Source organism: Xanthomonas sp. WHRI 10204 (assembly GCF_040202875.1).
GTDB lineage: Bacteria > Pseudomonadota > Gammaproteobacteria > Xanthomonadales > Xanthomonadaceae > Xanthomonas.
Map to the genome: position 1 here is coordinate 711,066 of NZ_JBEGDW010000001.1, position 15,402 is coordinate 726,467.

General features: G+C 60.9%; 15 protein-coding genes and 1 tRNA gene. 8 read left to right on the forward strand and 8 right to left on the reverse strand.

Annotation, left to right across the window (positions count from 1 at the left end):
- Positions 1–18 precede the first annotated feature (18 nt).
- The 4 genes from ABQZ00_RS03105 to thiS form a co-directional block, all read right to left on the reverse strand.
- Positions 19–1,881, reverse strand: coding sequence for an SLC13 family permease (locus ABQZ00_RS03105; protein ID WP_055848825.1), 1,863 nt, complete (start codon positions 1,879–1,881; stop codon positions 19–21).
- A gap of 65 nt (positions 1,882–1,946) precedes the next feature.
- Complete coding sequence (gene trmB / locus ABQZ00_RS03110) at positions 1,947–2,732, reverse strand: tRNA (guanosine(46)-N7)-methyltransferase TrmB (protein WP_115513712.1); 786 nt, start codon at positions 2,730–2,732, stop codon at positions 1,947–1,949.
- Between the two features lie 254 nt (positions 2,733–2,986).
- On the reverse strand, positions 2,987–3,781 hold the full coding sequence (locus ABQZ00_RS03115; protein ID WP_323537626.1) for a thiazole synthase: 795 nt from the start codon (positions 3,779–3,781) through the stop codon (positions 2,987–2,989).
- A 48-nt stretch (positions 3,782–3,829) separates the two neighbouring features.
- Complete coding sequence (gene thiS, locus ABQZ00_RS03120; RefSeq protein ID WP_055848833.1) at positions 3,830–4,030, reverse strand: sulfur carrier protein ThiS; 201 nt, start codon at positions 4,028–4,030, stop codon at positions 3,830–3,832.
- Between the two features lie 188 nt (positions 4,031–4,218).
- Between thiS and ABQZ00_RS03125 the strand changes: the two genes are divergently transcribed.
- From ABQZ00_RS03125 to ABQZ00_RS03140, 4 genes are all read left to right on the forward strand, one after another.
- Positions 4,219–6,003, forward strand: coding sequence for an autotransporter domain-containing esterase (locus ABQZ00_RS03125; RefSeq protein WP_055848836.1), 1,785 nt, complete (start codon positions 4,219–4,221; stop codon positions 6,001–6,003).
- A 116-nt stretch (positions 6,004–6,119) separates the two neighbouring features.
- Positions 6,120–6,193 (forward strand) — tRNA-Gly (locus ABQZ00_RS03130).
- Positions 6,194–6,260: 67 nt separating this feature from the next.
- A complete protein-coding gene (locus tag ABQZ00_RS03135; protein WP_323537625.1) occupies positions 6,261–7,829 on the forward strand; it encodes a tyrosine-type recombinase/integrase in 1,569 nt (522 codons plus the stop codon).
- Between the two features lie 241 nt (positions 7,830–8,070).
- Complete coding sequence (locus ABQZ00_RS03140) at positions 8,071–8,697, forward strand: type I phosphoribosyltransferase (protein ID WP_323537624.1); 627 nt, start codon at positions 8,071–8,073, stop codon at positions 8,695–8,697.
- 431 nt (positions 8,698–9,128) lie between these two features.
- Here the strand turns inward: ABQZ00_RS03140 and ABQZ00_RS03145 are convergent, their stop codons facing one another.
- From ABQZ00_RS03145 to ABQZ00_RS03155, 3 genes are read right to left on the reverse strand one after another with little or no spacing between them, the layout of a single operon-like run.
- Entirely contained in the window at positions 9,129–9,509 is a 381-nt protein-coding gene (locus ABQZ00_RS03145) for a hypothetical protein (protein ID WP_274507299.1), read from the reverse strand.
- The gene (locus tag ABQZ00_RS03150) at positions 9,506–9,820 is read right to left on the reverse strand and encodes a hypothetical protein (protein WP_323537623.1); all 315 of its coding nucleotides are present in this window, start codon (positions 9,818–9,820) and stop codon (positions 9,506–9,508) included. Before ABQZ00_RS03150 ends, ABQZ00_RS03145 begins: the two co-directional genes overlap by 4 nt.
- Before the next feature lie 40 nt (positions 9,821–9,860).
- Positions 9,861–10,622: a hypothetical protein gene (locus ABQZ00_RS03155; RefSeq protein WP_323537622.1), complete on the reverse strand. Its 762-nt coding sequence runs from the start codon at positions 10,620–10,622 to the stop codon at positions 9,861–9,863.
- Between the two features lie 101 nt (positions 10,623–10,723).
- Here ABQZ00_RS03155 and ABQZ00_RS03160 point away from each other — a divergent pair, with 101 nt between their 5' ends.
- On the forward strand, positions 10,724–11,059 hold the full coding sequence (locus ABQZ00_RS03160; RefSeq protein ID WP_323537621.1) for a helix-turn-helix domain-containing protein: 336 nt from the start codon (positions 10,724–10,726) through the stop codon (positions 11,057–11,059).
- A gap of 41 nt (positions 11,060–11,100) precedes the next feature.
- The gene (locus ABQZ00_RS03165; protein ID WP_323537620.1) at positions 11,101–12,123 is read left to right on the forward strand and encodes a hypothetical protein; all 1,023 of its coding nucleotides are present in this window, start codon (positions 11,101–11,103) and stop codon (positions 12,121–12,123) included.
- A gap of 223 nt (positions 12,124–12,346) precedes the next feature.
- Here ABQZ00_RS03165 and ABQZ00_RS03170 read toward each other — a convergent pair whose 3' ends face one another.
- The gene (locus ABQZ00_RS03170; protein WP_323537619.1) at positions 12,347–13,747 is read right to left on the reverse strand and encodes a site-specific integrase; all 1,401 of its coding nucleotides are present in this window, start codon (positions 13,745–13,747) and stop codon (positions 12,347–12,349) included.
- 545 nt (positions 13,748–14,292) lie between these two features.
- Between ABQZ00_RS03170 and ABQZ00_RS03175 the strand changes: the two genes are divergently transcribed.
- Together ABQZ00_RS03175 and ABQZ00_RS03180 are read left to right on the forward strand one after the other, a co-directional pair.
- Positions 14,293–14,517, forward strand: coding sequence for a hypothetical protein (locus ABQZ00_RS03175; RefSeq protein ID WP_228423391.1), 225 nt, complete (start codon positions 14,293–14,295; stop codon positions 14,515–14,517).
- Positions 14,518–14,914: 397 nt separating this feature from the next.
- Positions 14,915–15,394, forward strand: a complete 480-nt coding sequence (locus ABQZ00_RS03180; RefSeq protein WP_323537618.1) for a JAB domain-containing protein — start codon at positions 14,915–14,917, stop codon at positions 15,392–15,394.
- Positions 15,395–15,402 lie beyond the last annotated feature (8 nt).

Here is a 15,402-nt window from a genome sequence, read left to right on the forward strand (position 1 = left end):
CCCGCAACGCGCCGCCCCTTAGCGCGCCGCCCACCAGAACATCAGATTGATCATCGACACCATCACCACGATGTAGATCAGCGACAGCGGTGCGCCTACGCGCCACAACTCGCGCGGTTGATAGTTGGCCGGGCCGGCCACCATCGAGATCACCGGGTTGGAGGCGGTCATCAGATTGTTGGACGCCGACAACGCCACGATCAGTGCGAACGCAGTGGGGTTGCCGTTGGCTGCCAGCGCCAGATTGACCGCGATCGGCACCATCACGATGGTTGCGCCGACGTGGCTGATCACCAACGAAAATGCCGTGGTCAGCAACGCCAGGCTGATTTCCAGCGCCCACACCGGCACACCTTCGGGCAGACGGTCGATGGTGTGGCCGGCCACCCAGGCGGCGGTGCCGCTGCTGTCCATCGCCCAGCCGAGCGGAATCAAGCCGGCCATCATGAAGATGGTCTTCCAGTTGATCGACGCATAAGCCTCGTCCATGCGCAGCACGCCGCTGACCAGCATGCAGGCCACACCGGTCATCAGCGTCAGCGCCACCGGCAGGCGCGAGGTCAGCGCAATCAGGATGGTGAAGGCGAAGATCGCCATCGCGATCTTGAACTTGTGCGGACGCTGCTCGCCCTTGGGAAAGTCGGTGACCGGTACGAAGTCGCGGCTTTCCGCCGCCTGCGCCAGGTCCTGCCAGATGCTGTGGAACACCAGCATGTCGCCAGCACGCAGCGGCACGTTGCGTACGTCTTCGCGGATTACCTGCTTGTCGCGGTTGATCGCCAGCAGGCTGATGCCGCTCTGCTTGCGCAAGCGCAGTTCGCCGGCGCTCTTGCCGATCAGGCGCGAGTTGGGCGGAATCACCGCTTCGGAAATACCCGCAAGGCTGGGGTTGAACAGATCGCCCAGGTTGCGCAGCCGCGAGGACATGCGCAGGAAGTGATTCTGCGCAAAATCGGCGACCTCCTGGCGTTGGCCCATCGCACCCAGCACGCTGCCGACCCAGATACGCATGTCCGCCGGCGGCGCCAGGCGGGTGTCGTTGCCGGTCTTCAGGGCTAGCAGCAGCGGCGCGTCGTGAATGGCTTCTGCCTCGCCCAGGGTCATGCCGACCAATGGGCTCTCGGCGGTCACGGTGAGCTCGAACACGTCGCCATCGATGCCGTAGGTCTTGGCGAAATAGCTTTCGGTGCGCGACGGCGTGACGCCTTCGTTGATCAGGCGTTCCTCTTCGATCAGCTTGCGATCGCCATAGAAGCGGAAGTACAGCAATGCCGCGATCAGCAAGGCCAGGCCGATCGGCAAGGGCGCGAACATCGTCAACGGCTCGATGCTGGCCATGCCCGAGGGCAGGTTGTTGTTGGCCGAGACCAACAGATCGTTGAGCAGAATCAACGGCGAATTGCCCACCATGGTGAGCGCGCCGCCCATCACGATGGCTGCAGCGATGGGCAACAACATGCGTTGCAGGGTCAGCCCGGTGCGTGCCGCCAGCCGCGAAGCCACCGGCAGGTACAAGGCCATCACCGAGGGGTTCTGCATGAACGATGAGTTCAAGCCGGAGATGGCCAGCGTCATCATCATCAAGCGCTGCTCGCTGCCGTGCGAACGCCGCAGCAGCCAGGTGGCCAACCGGTTCAAGGCGCCGGTGCGCTCCAGCCCCGCGCCAAGAATGGTGGTGGCGATGATGCTCATCACCGCATTACCGGAAAAGCCGCCGAACAATTCTTCCGGCGCCACCAGCCCGGTGACGCCCAGCACCACCAGCACGATCAAGGCCACCACATCGGCGCGGATGCGCTCGAACAGAAACATCGCCATCGTGAAACCGACCAGCCCGAGGACGAGCTTCATATCGTTGGTCAGTGTCAGCGCGGTATCCATTGGGGGCCGGGGATGGTGAGTCGGGAATGGGGAATGGAAAAAGCGGAGGCGCTGACGCTGGCAAGTTATCCGGGCGCCGCTGGCGTGTGCCCTGGCGATTCCCCATTCCCTATTCCCGATTCCCGGTCGTAGAGCAGATCCCAGACGCCGTGGCCGAGTTTCTGGCCGCGGGTTTCGAAGTGGGTTTGCGGGCGCCAGGCGGGGCGTTCGACGTGGCCGCGCGGACCGGCGCGGTTGACCAGACCCGGTGTGGCATCGAGGACGTCCCACATCTGTTCGGCGTAGTCGGCCCAATCGGTGGCGGCATGTAGACGGCCGCCTTCGCGTAGCTTGCGCACCAGCAGCTGCGCGAAGGCCGGCTGGATCAGGCGACGCTTGTTGTGGCGTTTTTTGTGCCACGGATCGGGGAAGTAGATGCGCACTTCATCCAGCGCGCCATCGGCAATCTCGTGCTCGAGCACTTCCACCGCATCGTGGTGATACAGACGCACATGCGTGCCGCCGTCATCGTGCAGCGCATTGAGCAGCCGGCCGACGCCGGGCGCATGCACTTCGATACCGATGTAGTCGCGGCTGGGGTCGTGCTGCGCGGCAAAGCGCAACGCGGCGCCGTTGCCGAAGCCGATTTCCAGCACCTTGGGTGCGGGACGGCCGAACGCGGCATCCAGGTCGCGACGCTCCCCGGTGTAATCCAGCCCGAAGCGCGGCCACAACTCGTCGAAGGCGCGCTGCTGCGCGGGCGTGAAGCGGCCCTGGCGCAACACGAAGCTACGCACCTGGCGGCGCCCTTCTTCGATGGTGAAGGGCTTGGGCGGCATCTTGGCGCCGTCGCTGGTAAACGGGTCGGTCATGAAATGTCAGTCATATCGAAAAACAAAAGCCCCTGTCCCGTCGGGGCGAGGAGGCACAGCTTGCGCGCCGTAGGCGCGCGTGCATAGGAGCGCCCGCGACGCAGGCGCGGGCCGGGGCGCGGAGCGGGGGTTGGGGTGAGGGTACGGCGTGCCGAGGGCACTCGCAGCAACGCGCGATCCAGCAATGGCAACACCCGGCACGTCACACGGCCAATCACTGCGCATCGACTGCAATATCAACGCAGCACACCCACTCATCCGATCACACCATCGACCGGGCTCGACGCCGAGGCATACCGCTTGCGCGGAATCCGCCCGGCCAGAAACGCCTCGCGCCCGGCCTCGATCGCCTTGCGCATCGCGCTGGCCATCAGGATTGGATCGCGCGCACCGGCAATGGCGGTATTCATCAACACGCCGTCGCAGCCCAGCTCCATCGCAATCGCCGCGTCCGATGCCGTGCCCACGCCGGCATCGACGATGATCGGTACTTTGGCGTTTTCGATGATTTCCAGCAGGTTGTACTTGTTCTGGATGCCCAGGCCCGAGCCGATCGGCGCCGCCAGCGGCATCACCGCCACGCAGCCGATCTCTTCCAGGCGCTTGGCCAGGATCGGGTCGTCGGAGGTATAGACCATGACCTCGAAGCCATCGGCCACCAATTGCTCGGCGGCCTTGAGCGTCTGCACCACGTCCGGGTACAGCGTGCGCGCGTCGCCCAGCACTTCCAGCTTGGTGAGGTTGTGGCCGTCGAGCAGCTCGCGGGCCAGCCGGCAGGTGCGCACCGCGTCTTCGGCGGTGTAGCAGCCGGCGGTGTTGGGCAGCAGCGTGTAGCGATCAGGCGGCAGCACGTCGAGCAGGCTGGGCGCATTCGGGTCCTGGCCGATGTTCACGCGGCGGATCGCCACGGTCACGATTTCGGCGGCAGAGGCCTCGGTGGCCAGGCGGGTTTCGTCCAGATCCTTGAACTTGCCGGTGCCTGTCAACAGGCGCGAACGGTAGCGTTTGCCGGCGATGACCAGCGCATCAGAGGGGGCGGGATTCGTCATCCGGCAATTATCACCGATCGGGCGCGGATGCGCCGCCCGCGCAGGGCATCAACCGCCACCCAAGGCGTGCACGATCTCCACCACATCGCCCTCGCGCAACGCATGTTCGGCATGCCGTCCGCGCGACACGATTTCGCCATTGACCTCCACTGCCACACGTCGCTGTGCCAAGCCCTCCTGGTCCAGCAGGGCCGCGAGCGGTAGGTGATCGGGAAGCGTGCGCGGGCTGCCGTTGAGTTGAATGTTCATGTCATCATTGTGGCATCGCGCGCCGTCAGGACGCGCGTTTTTGCGTTATGCGGCGGTGCAGCGTGAGCGCAGGCGGCGAGGGTGAAACCATTGCCATTCGCCGGCGTACGTACGCAGCCCGGTCCGGTCCCATCCACTTTCAAGCAGGCACTCCCATGGCTTCAACACTTCGCCCGATCCGCTCCCTGATGGCCGTTGCCATCGCTATCGCGGCCACCCCGGCCATGGCCGAGTCGGCCTTCGACCAGACCGTCTTCTTCGGCGACAGCCTCACCGACAGCGGCTACTACAACCCGCTGCTGCCGGCCGCCTCGCGCGCAGTCACCGGCAAGTTCACCACCAACCCGGGTTGGGTGTGGGCCGAGTATGTCGGCGACCACTTCGGCACCAACGCTGCGCCCAACGGCAATGGCCAGACCGGCGACAACTACGCTGCCGGCGGCGCGCGCATCCAGGCCAGCTCGGTCAGCGCGCTCGGCGCCGCGCCGTCGGTGACCAGCCAGATCAACACCTACCTCACCGCCAACGGCGGCCGCGCCAACCCGAATGCGCTCTACACCGTGTGGGGCGGCGCCAACGATCTGCTCGCCGCAGCCGCCGCGCCGGCACAGGCGCAGGCCATCATCGGCAGTGCAGTGACCGCTCAGGTCGGCGCCGTGGCGACCTTGCAGAATGCCGGCGCGCGTTACGTCATGGTGCCGACCATTCCGGACGTCGGTATCACCCCGCGCTTCCGCGCTGGCGGCGCCGTCGCAATGGCCCAGGGCACCGCCGCTGCGACCACGTACAACACCGCGCTGTTCAACGGCCTCCAGTCGGCCGGCCTGCGTGTGATCCCGGTCGACACCTTCCACATGCTGCAGGAAATCGTCGCCGCACCGGGCACCTTCGGCTTCACCAACGTCACCAACACCGCCTGCAACCCGGCCGTGCCGCTGCCTGCGTGCAACCCGACCAGCCTGGTCGCGGCCAACGCGCAGAACACCTATGTGTTCGCCGACGGCATCCACCCGACCACCGCGGTCCATCAGATCCTGGGCCAGTACGCGATCTCGCTGCTGGAAGCGCCGCGTCTGCAGCAGGTGCTGACCCACTCGGCGCAGGCCGGTGGCCGTGCGCGTGCCGACCAGGTGGCTTGGCATCTGGACGGCAAGCCGGACGCGGATGGTCTGCGCTGGTGGGGCAGCGTGCGCGGCGACATGCAGCGCTACGATCACGCCGATCTGTACGACGGCATGGCGCCGGCCGGCCTGTTCGGCGTGGATTGGAGCGCTGGCGACATGGTCTTCGGCGGCTTTGCCGGCTTCGGCCGCATGGACGCCGACTTCGGCAACCGTAACGGCAGCTTCAAGCAGGACGACACCACTCTGGGCGGCTTCTTCGGCTGGTACACCGGTCCGGTGTGGGTCAACGCGCAGGTCAGCTACAGCTGGTTGAGCTACGACGTCGACCGCGAAGTCCAGCTCGGGCCAGCCACGCGTGTGCACAGCGGATCGCCGGACGGCAGCAACCTGACCGCCGCCGTCAACGCCGGCTATTCGCTGGGCGAAGGCAACGTCAAGTACGGCCCGGTGGTCGGCCTGACCTGGCAGAAGCTCAAGCTCGACGGCTACACCGAAAGCAACGAGAGCTCCACCGCGCTGGGGTATGCCGACCAGGATATCGACTCGCTGGTCGGCCGCATCGGCTTCCAGGTGCGTCTGGACGGTGCGGCGGTCAAGCCGTACGTGCAGGCGACCTACGACCACGAGTTCAAGGACGGCGGCGAAGCCAGCGCCTGGCTGCAGTCGATGCCGGAAGTGGGCATGTACACCGTGCCGGGCCAGAACTTCGACCGCAACTACGCCACTGTGGTGCTGGGCGCGCGTACCGGCCTGTGGGGTTTGCAGAGCAACGTGGGCCTGAGCACCACCACTGCTCAGCGCAGCGCCCGCGATGCCACCTTGTTCGTGAACTTCAGCGGCAATTTCTGAGTGCGCCGACTGGCTTGGTAGCGCTGAGGTAAGAGACGAGGGCCGGGCAACCGGCCCTCGTCACGTCTGCGCATTGCGCCCGACACCTGCACCCGCCTAAACTCTCCCCACGCCAAGCGGGCGTAGCTCAATGGTAGAGCTGTAGCTTCCCAAGCTACTGACGAGGGTTCGATTCCCTTCGCCCGCTCCAGAGCTTCTACTCAGTCCGTAACTGGTTGATTGAGTTAGATATTCAGGCCGGTTGATGATTCCGAGCGATGCCCCTTGAGGTATCAATCGAGGTATCAATCTTGCCCAAGCCTCTGATGATGTCGCGCTCGGCTGGCCTGTATGCGCGCTTCTTCGTTCCGACCGATCTTCGAGCCCTGATTGGCTCGCGTTACCTTGTCCGATCGCTGGGAAACCGTCGCGGTGACCACGCCAGGCTGGCGGCGGCCACGATGGGGATGGCACTATCGATGGCATTCGATGCCATGCGGAAAGGGATGACCGTGGATCTGGAAGAACTGCTGGAAAAGGTTCGCAGTGGGGACATCAAAGAGCTGACCCTGAAAGATGTGACGCTGCCCGACGGCACGCGCATCGCTCAGGCGCAGCTGGACAACCCCGCCGATGCCGGAATCTTCGGAGACCTAATGGTGCGGGCGCGGCAGACAGAGCCCACTGAGGTCATGGCGGCAAGGGTGGCCAAGCGTCGGCAACAGTTGCGCGAGGGCAGTCAGCGCATATCCGGCGGCGGCGATGCACCCAAGGCGCTGATGCTGTCCAAGGCGATGGCCGATCATTTGAGGGACCTGGCCGGGGCACGCCTGCATCAAAAGACCGTGCTCGAAAGCCGCCACACGCTGCGCCTGTTTGCCGGAATCATCGGCAAGGACGTCCCCGTGGCCTCGCTGACCCAGGATCACGTGCGGGCCTTCTTCGAGGGCGTGCGCTACTGGCCTTCGAATGCAACCAAGCGGCCGGCCTATCGGGACCTGTCGGTGCCTGACGTCATCAAGCTGGCGAAGAAGAATCAGGAACCGGAGCCGGCGGCGTGGACCATGGCCAAGCACCGTCAACGGTTGAGCGTCTTCCTCGTTTCCTTGGTGGAGGGAAAGCACCTGGCGGTGAACCCACTGGCGGGCATCCGGGCGATCGCCACCCCTGATTCGGAAGACACGGGCTCGCCTTTCACGGACGCCGAGTTGAAGGCCATCTTTGACCCGGTGGAATTCCCGAAGTGGGCGTCAAAGTATCCGCATCGGTGGTTTGGGCCGATCCTCGGGCTTTACTCGGGAGCTCGCGTCAACGAGATCGCGCAGCTACGGCTGGAGGATATCGACACCATCGACGGTGTGCCCGGCTTCTTCGTGCGGAAGATCGGAAAGAAGCAGAGCATCAAGAACAAGCACAGCCGGCGGTTCATTCCGCTGGCCCAACCGGTGATCGACTGCGGCTTTCTGGATTATGTGAAAGAGGCGAGGCAAGCTGGGGTCGAGCGGCTCTTCCCGGACCTGCCCAACTCAACAGGACTGGGCTACGGACGACAGCTGAGCCGTCAGTTCTCCGTCTACATCAAGCGGCAAGGCGTATCGGAGAAGGGGCAGGGGTTCCACGGATTCCGCCATACCATCGCATCAAAGCTGGATGAGGCAGGGGTGTCGGCTTCTGCTATTGGAGCTCTCACGGGGCACGGGACCGGGCAGACGGTCTTGGAGAAGTTTTACATTGATCGGCGGAGCTTGCCGGATCGGGTGGCGACCCTCGCAAGGTTTATTTCTCCTGCTTTTTTGCCTTCATATACGCCGAAACAATTTTCAAGCAGTCTATGCTCAAGTAAGTGATTTTTTACACTGCGGTTACGTGAGGAGTTGTGTTTGATTTGCGAGATTTGCTTAGCTGATAGTGTTGAATCATCTGCTGATGCCGCCTCGCTAGTTGTGATAGTGCGCATAAATACGGAAATCTTGGGGGTGGTGCTTGGGGATTAGAATAAATTTTACCTCGAAATCAGTTTATTTTGATAGCTCGAATGATAGGGTTGATAGCTCGATTCATAATAATCCTTCGAGGCAATTATCTTCGGTGGGAGACGCTGTATTTGCAATTTTCAGGAGAGTTAAAGCGGATAATGGTGATGGAAATCCACTTATTTACGCTCTGAAAGGCAGGGGCGGATTTTCCATCTCTCGCCGTGAAGTTTTTAAATTCATTCCAGATATGAGTAACTCAATCACAAATTTGGTTCCTCATCTCACTGTTGATGCAATTATGGCAGTTCCTTCATCGCATGGAATTGCGAATATAGTGGCAAGAAGAATTTCGAAGGCTACTGGATTGCCACTTCTCCCTTGCGGGTTTCTTAAGAAAAAGAATTCGTTAGTCGTCAGTGAATTGATTTACAGGAAAAAAAATGTGCCACTCAGAAAAAGAGAGCAAGTAGCAATAGGGGAGATAATTTCGCTTTTACAAAAGAACCCTGGCCAAGATTTCTCTATGAAGGATGTAAAAGTTCGTGACCGAGCTCATGTGGAGCCCATCCAGTGGAACACTACAATCCCATTCCCCAGTGGATCCTTGCTGTTAGTGGACGACTTGCTGGCTACCGGGCAATCATTGGCTGTGATGAGCCGATTGCTACTTCAGCTCGGCACGCCCCAAGTTCAGCGCGTCTGCCTTCTAGGATCTCTAGATAGGTATGTGAAGATCTAGGCGTTGACACTGACTAGCGATGCTAGTAGTCTTCACACAGACCGTTCTTATGCCCGACGGTCGTTAAAAATGTAGGGCCAACTTGTGACACGTAACAGAATTTGGGTTGGCTCAAGGGTCCGCGGTGCACCTGGTGAGGGTCAGGGCGTAAGGCTCAAGTACTCATCGATTAGCTAGGTAGCGGCTAGCAAGTCTATCAGGGCCCGGCATAGCCGGGCCCTGTCTTTTTGGGGCATGCTTGTGTTTCGTGTATACGCAAAAGGGACTCAGCGAAGCCTTTATGCTTTTCCGTAAGCTGACCTTCGCTGCTATGAGTGCAACTTCATAGTCGTCCCGACAATATGCGGATGATACAAGGCGGTCCTGAGTGGCCGCAGCACGACAAAAGGGCGCGTGTAGCTGTTCTGGGCGGGTAGGATTAAGTCCTTAAGTCATTGCGTCAGCTGCAGCCACAACACCACCAGCACCATGGGGAGTCCGCTGAGCACAGAGGTGACCCAGAAAGCTCCCATCACGGTCAGCGGCGTCATGACCCACCACTGGGCCCAGCTGAAGCCCTGATCGCGCCGTCGAGCCGCGCCGGCCTCCTGCGGATAGAGCCGCTCCGCCTTCCTCAGGCCCCGCCGAGCCATCAGCGGCCCGACGATGAAGCCGAACGGGCCCAGGAAGAGCAGGCTGAGCGAGAACCACCGGAAGAAGCGCGTGTGCGGCGTCAGGACTTTCTTGGGAGCGGCGCGCAATGCGCCGCCCCCGCCAAGCCCGCCCACGGTGCCAGCGGACGTTCCTGCCATCGAATCGGGTCGGGTCTTCATCTGGCGTAGGCCCTCCACGTGCCGTCGGCCTTCGCATAGCGAAGATTCTTACTGACCGGGATGGGCACCTGCCGGCCCTCGATGTTGAGCACGGCCTGGCCGCGCGTGTCGCAGCGGTAGCCGTCTATGCCTTCCGCTTCCACGCAGCCGGTGAGTTCGAAGTTTTGGACGTCGGTGACTTGGCCGGCACCGCTGTCTTTCAGCAGTCGGACAAAGGCTTCCTTGGCGTTGTCAGACGAGGGCTTGCCGCCGCAAGCGGTCAGGCCGAGGGCCAAGGTCAGGACGACCAAGGCGATCCGTGCGTTTTTCATGTCGTTCCTTTGCTGATGAGTGATATAGAGGGCGACCGGCTTACTTGTCGCGGTTCCCATCGGGCTTGAACCCAGCGATCCACATCCGGGTGTCTTTGAAGGGCGTCAGCAGGCCGCTGGCCCCCGGGTGCAGATCCGCGGTCTGTATAAACCCGGAGACCCACGCCACCCGCAGCGACACGTCCACCGCACGGTCGGCGACTCCAGGGCGGCTCACGTTGACCACGAACGGCTGTGCAGGCGGGTTGGGACCTGCTGACCGCTGTGCGCCCGTGTTGGGCTTGCTGGGCAGCACCCGGATGCCGTTGAGCGAGTCGCGGCCTTTCCACAGCGCTGCGCTGTTGAGTTCCGCCGTCTCCCCCAGGTCGTCCGTTTCCGTCACGGCAGCATCGAAGCATGTGCGGAAGGTCTCGACGCTCGATACTGTGGGGCTGGTCCAGATGCGCGCTTCTGCGGTCCAGCAGGGGAGGGAAGCGCCCCACTCGGTGAAGGTCAACGCGACTCGGGGCCAATCCAGCTTCCCAAGCTGGGCCTGCTGGTGGTTATCGCCCTTGAAGAGGTTTGGCAGCTTCCCGGCGCCGCTGAGGGGTTCGTAGATCGAGCCGGCGCCTTGGCTGCCGGCCTGGATGCCGGCGTTCGGCTTGATGCCGACCATCCGCTGGCCCGCGTCCTTCAAGCTGCCGCCGAGCTGGCGCAAGAAGCCAGGCTTTTGCGGCTGGGTGTCCTGAGCGTGGGCGGGGAGTGGCGAGATGAGCGTCAACGCCAGGAGCGCTGCGAACGCTCCTTGTCCTGAAAGTTCCATATGGCCTCTGATGGGTGCGGTTCTATCTGCCATATTGGCAGATAAGTGCGCTAGGATGCTACTCGGTGCAGACTTGGAGGTTAGCCATCAGTTAGATCTCCATGCCCGCATCTCTGCCCACAGGTTCCGTCTTTGGTCGTCGCCTACGTGCGGCCAGGCGCGTGGCGGGCCTGTCGCAAGTCGAACTGGGAGCGCTGCTGGGGATGAACGAGAAAGCTGCCTCGTCACGACTCTCCCGCTACGAGCGGGGGGAGCGGGAGCCCGACCACGAGACGTTGGCTGCTTTGAGCAACGCGCTGGGCGTGCCGCCGGCTTACTTCCATGCAAGTTCGGATGTGCTCGCCGAGGTCATCCTGCTGGTTGCTCGTTTGCCCGCGGAGCGTCAGCAGGGCGTGCTTGACCTGATAAAAAACCACTTGGACGAGCCCAGGAAGTAGCACTAATCTACTCTGGCGATTGCGCAAGGAAGGGGTTAGGAATGATTATCGCAGCTCGTCCGTCCTATGATTATTGGTTTGAACGCTGGCAAGTTGAAGTGTTGGTGCACAAAGATGGCGAGGCACCGAAGTGGAAAAAGTCTGGGCCGGTCGTGCGGAATGGGGTGTCCTACGCAGACATTTATTCTGAGCTTTCTGCTGCTGAAGAGCGATGCGCTGTGATCAACGCTGAAGCAAGTCTTCGAATCGAACAGGAGCCAAGCCAGTCACAGCGGATTTCACTTCGATTAAAGGCCGAAAAAAGTCTCCAGGCCACCAAGAGATTAGCTCAAGAAGAGCGGGCAATGCTTGTGCAGGCGCGCGCGCGGAAGAAGGGCGTTATTTTTGACGAAAGCAAGCTAATACTCCATAAGAGTAGTGAGGATTATAGAGAGCTAATCGCAGATGAGCTGAGGCAGTTCCCATACTTGCAGCTAGTTCTTATCAGGTCGGAAGGGCGTCCAATTGTGTTTTTCCGCTTGGAGAATGGTTCATGGTCTTCGCCCCGGTATCCCAATAGAAAAGGGCTGCTATCATGCCATCGGGCAAAAATAGCCAATGGCTTTGACCTTTATGGCTCATCTCATTGGGGTAAGACAAAAGCGGCTATCCGGCAGATTCTTCTCCCCAGAGCTAACGAGCTGCTTAAGCTGGCCGGAATAAAGCGCCTTCTTGCAGAAGCGCTAGCTAAAGGTGAAAAGGTCCTTGTCTACGGATGTTATGTTTTCTGGTATGAAACTCATAAGAACGTTGGCTGGCTAGTGAAGGAGCTTGGGTCAGCGAAGGGAAGCTCAGACGGAGAAGCTTTGTGGCGAGAAGGAACGATTATTTCGCAGAATCACGGACGAATTGTTGTTCTCCCCTACATCAAAGAAGATGGGGTAAAAGTAAAGGGGCACACCAAAAATGCCCCGCATGAAGGTCGTGCCCTTCCTCGGCACCCCGATGACATTGTTGAGATTCCTTTCTCCGAAATCGATGGTGATCTGATGATTGGCCTGCATGGTGAGCTTTTTTATGAGTAGTAATGAACTACACGCGCGCCGGAATCGTGCAATCGCCATACATAGATGCCATTTAGATCGCTCCGCTAGCGTATTGCTGCTTTGCTAGGTTGGTTTCGACTGGGGAGGAGGGTAGGTCGGTGGTAGGCATGTGGTGAGGCTCATGGTGGAAAGCCTGAGAATTTTTGGCCGGGCATACATGCGCCCGGATTGGTCGAGTGGTTCATTGGTTAGTTGCCGTGCGTTACGGGTAAAACTTGCTCGGATCAGCCAAGCACGTAGCAAACTGCCCTCGCTCATAGCGAGGCAGTTCCACATTGGGCTGATACAGCTCCAAAGCGCTGATCTGCTTGCTGCGCGTCACCTGCGGCTTCTTGTGGAGGTAGTGCCTGCGCAGCACTTGGACGCGGTCCCGTGGGTCGGTGCTGTGGCCGGTGACCAGCGCAATCTCCTTCTCCGGAACATCGTTGACATCAAGCTCGGTTGCCAGGGTGTGGCGGAAGGCGTGGAATCCGATGCCCTTGGGAAAGCCCAGGCTCTTCAGGTAGCGCCCAAAATCCACCACAAACTGCTGGCTGTAGCGCGCATTGGTTTCCCCTGTCGTGCGGTTCACGCCCGCAGAGAGGAGGGGGAACAGCCGCGGGTGGCCGATCGCTTTCATGTCTTCCACGAACTCCAGGAATCCGGCCTCCAAGAGCGGTTTCGCGATGGGGATGATGCGCATGCAGCCGGCTCCCTTCATGCTTTGCCGGCTGCGCCGCCGTCGCTTCGGGTCTGCGGCCAAGTCTTGGTCCAACGTCTTCTGGAAAGCGATGCACCACACCCCGCGTTCCTCAATGATGTCGCTCAACTTCAGCTGGCAGACTTCGTTGACCCTGGCACCGGTATACAAGCCGAGCATCGGTGCCCACCAATACTGCGGTTTCTTGGCCCAAGGGATGAAGGTTGCGGGGTCAAAAATGGCTTGCAGGTCTGCGTCCTCGAAGAGACGGATGGCCTTGTCGGGATCGATGGTGTGATCTTCTTTGGGTTTCCGGAAGGCTTTCATCGGTGACAAGTCGATGGCTTGTCCGTTGACCAAGTGGTTGAAGAAGGCAACAAGGAATCGGCGGTGACGCTCTTCCGTGGCAGGTGACAGCGGCGGCACGTCTTGCTCTTTCCCCAGCGCGATCGCTTCGTCGAAGGAGAGGTCCTTCAGCAGCGGATCCGACACCAGGTTCCTTGGGGCCCAGCGCAGCAGTTTCCAGAGCGCCTGGATGTGGTAATAGTCCACTCGAGCCGCGGAGATGTTGCCGCAGGTAAGAAGCAGGAGCTTCAACGTGCGCTCGGTGGACTGGATGGTTTTGGGCTCCAGTTGCCGGCGACGCATGTCCTCCAGATGATCCTCGATCTCCTTTGCCAGAGGGCGCGCCGGCGTGCCCATGGGCAGCTGCGCAGGATAGCGCGTGCTGTTCTTCAGACCGCTCTTCCGTCCGGTTTCGTCGAGCGCGGCGAGGATGCATTCTTGGAGGTTGATAGCCGCTTCTCGACCTCGGATGATGGCGCGGTCAATGCGGAACCGGCCGATGTGGATGCCTTCTAAATGCAAGAGCCCGAAGGGCGAAGCAATGTAATCGTTGAGTGCTGCGGAGGGGTTGCTGGTCATGGGTCACTTCCATCGAAAGATGGAAGTAGGGATATGACAGGACGAAAATTCGTCAACGGGGGCGATACAAAAATCTGCGGTGTCGGCGCAGTCCTTAGGCGTCAGCGTGTCCCCTCTGGAATGTTTTCCAGATTCGCTAATCCGTTACCTGGCGGAAACCCTTATAAAACAAGGGTTGCGAGGGAATTCTTGTCGATTTATCGCAGTCAATTCTGTACTGTTTGCAGTAAATAAGCTAACTAAATGAGCTTGTCGCTCGATTTTTAAAATGAACTTAAGTTAAATGTTAGCCTATTATTGTTAGTCTGAATTTATATTCAAAGCAGCGATATGCCTGGATCGGAACTTTCTGACATCCGATAGGGCGCGACACCGATGGTGCGACGAATGCTAGGAGTGCAGTCTGACCTTGCCGGACGTGGGACCCGATGGTCGCTCACCCTGCGGACGCTTGAGCAGCGTCGTGCCGGCACCCGAAACTGATTCCGCGCTGCCTTGGTGGATGCGTCTCAAGCAGTGCGACAAGGCTGCTGATACTCAAGCCCATGGACAGAGCCGGACTTCGCCGTCACCTTGAGCGTTTGGATGCTGCGGTGCCCGCCCTGCGAGCTTCCAGTCCTGATCGCCGCCACTTCTGGCAAGCCTTTGCCAACATGGCTGCTGCTATCGAGCAAGAGGCTACGACTGGTGAGGACGTGCAGTTCGTCGGCCGTCGAGCTGACGAAATCTTGTCCTGGCACGGGCTGGAAAACATGGACGAACATGTCTGAGTCCATTGGTGCCGACCAGCCTATCCCGATGCCTGCGTGCTTCTCGTGCGCAGCGATGCTGGCGTAGACAAGCAAGCACAGGTCCGCAGTAGCCCATCACTGGCTGCACAGCCCAGTCATCGCTTGCTGACATCAGTCACCCGTCCATCCGAATGCCGCTTGGTCCGCAAGCCTTGGAGGGCATGCATGATGCTGTCTCCACCAACGCTGGGCCTCTCAAGGGACCTTAGCTTCGCTGTCCCAACCGCAAGGGCAGGCCTCCTTCTCGACGCTGGCGCTTTGTTGCGGCCCTTCGCTGTGCGCCGCTTGCGCGGTGCTCGCTCTCGGGTGCGGTCGAGCCGAACGCTTCGCCTGCCGGTTCCCACGAGGCGCACAACGCGCTGGTGGAGAAGAACCGATGAAGCGCACCCAAGACCTGAAGACTCAATACCAACTCCAGATGGACGAGGAGGGGATTCTCCTCGCGGCAGCGAATATCCTGGAGCAGCGCCTTCAACGCCAAGGCCGCATCCACAGCCCGGAGCAAGCCGGCAGCTACCTGGTCGCCCGCTGCGCCCACCTGCCGCACGAAGTCTTCGGCGTCGTCTTCCTTGATACCAAGCACCACATCCTGGCCACTGAGCACCTCTTCAGCGGCACCATCGACGGGTGCGATGTCCACCCGCGAGTCGTAGCAAAGCGTGCCCTGGACCTCAACGCCGTCGCCGTCATCCTCTTCCACAACCACCCGAGCGGGAACCCGGAGCCGAGCGAAGCAGACCGCAAGGTCACCGAACGCCTGAAGCAGGCGCTGTCGCTTCTCGACATCCGCGTCCTCGACCATCTGGTCATCGGCGGGCGTCAGCACACCAGCCTGGCAGCAAGGGGGTGGGCATAGCCCGCCCC

What these genes read in the sequence shown, in the direction of transcription:
- ABQZ00_RS03170 (WP_323537619.1), bottom strand. Translation starts at nt 13,747, where the DNA reads ATGACCAGCAACCCCTCCGCAGCACTCAACGATTACATTGCTTCGCCC.
- ABQZ00_RS03165 (WP_323537620.1), top strand. Translation starts at nt 11,101, where the DNA reads ATGATTATCGCAGCTCGTCCGTCCTATGATTATTGGTTTGAACGCTGG.
- ABQZ00_RS03105 (WP_055848825.1), bottom strand. Translation starts at nt 1,881, where the DNA reads ATGGATACCGCGCTGACACTGACCAACGATATGAAGCTCGTCCTCGGG.
- ABQZ00_RS03175 (WP_228423391.1), top strand. Translation starts at nt 14,293, where the DNA reads ATGGACAGAGCCGGACTTCGCCGTCACCTTGAGCGTTTGGATGCTGCG.
- ABQZ00_RS03150 (WP_323537623.1), bottom strand. Translation starts at nt 9,820, where the DNA reads ATGAAAAACGCACGGATCGCCTTGGTCGTCCTGACCTTGGCCCTCGGC.
- ABQZ00_RS03115 (WP_323537626.1), bottom strand. Translation starts at nt 3,781, where the DNA reads ATGACGAATCCCGCCCCCTCTGATGCGCTGGTCATCGCCGGCAAACGC.
- ABQZ00_RS03155 (WP_323537622.1), bottom strand. Translation starts at nt 10,622, where the DNA reads ATGGAACTTTCAGGACAAGGAGCGTTCGCAGCGCTCCTGGCGTTGACG.
- ABQZ00_RS03180 (WP_323537618.1), top strand. Translation starts at nt 14,915, where the DNA reads ATGAAGCGCACCCAAGACCTGAAGACTCAATACCAACTCCAGATGGAC.
- ABQZ00_RS03160 (WP_323537621.1), top strand. Translation starts at nt 10,724, where the DNA reads ATGCCCGCATCTCTGCCCACAGGTTCCGTCTTTGGTCGTCGCCTACGT.
- ABQZ00_RS03125 (WP_055848836.1), top strand. Translation starts at nt 4,219, where the DNA reads ATGGCCGTTGCCATCGCTATCGCGGCCACCCCGGCCATGGCCGAGTCG.
- ABQZ00_RS03145 (WP_274507299.1), bottom strand. Translation starts at nt 9,509, where the DNA reads ATGAAGACCCGACCCGATTCGATGGCAGGAACGTCCGCTGGCACCGTG.
- trmB (WP_115513712.1), bottom strand. Translation starts at nt 2,732, where the DNA reads ATGACCGACCCGTTTACCAGCGACGGCGCCAAGATGCCGCCCAAGCCC.
- thiS (WP_055848833.1), bottom strand. Translation starts at nt 4,030, where the DNA reads ATGAACATTCAACTCAACGGCAGCCCGCGCACGCTTCCCGATCACCTA.
- ABQZ00_RS03135 (WP_323537625.1), top strand. Translation starts at nt 6,261, where the DNA reads ATGCCCCTTGAGGTATCAATCGAGGTATCAATCTTGCCCAAGCCTCTG.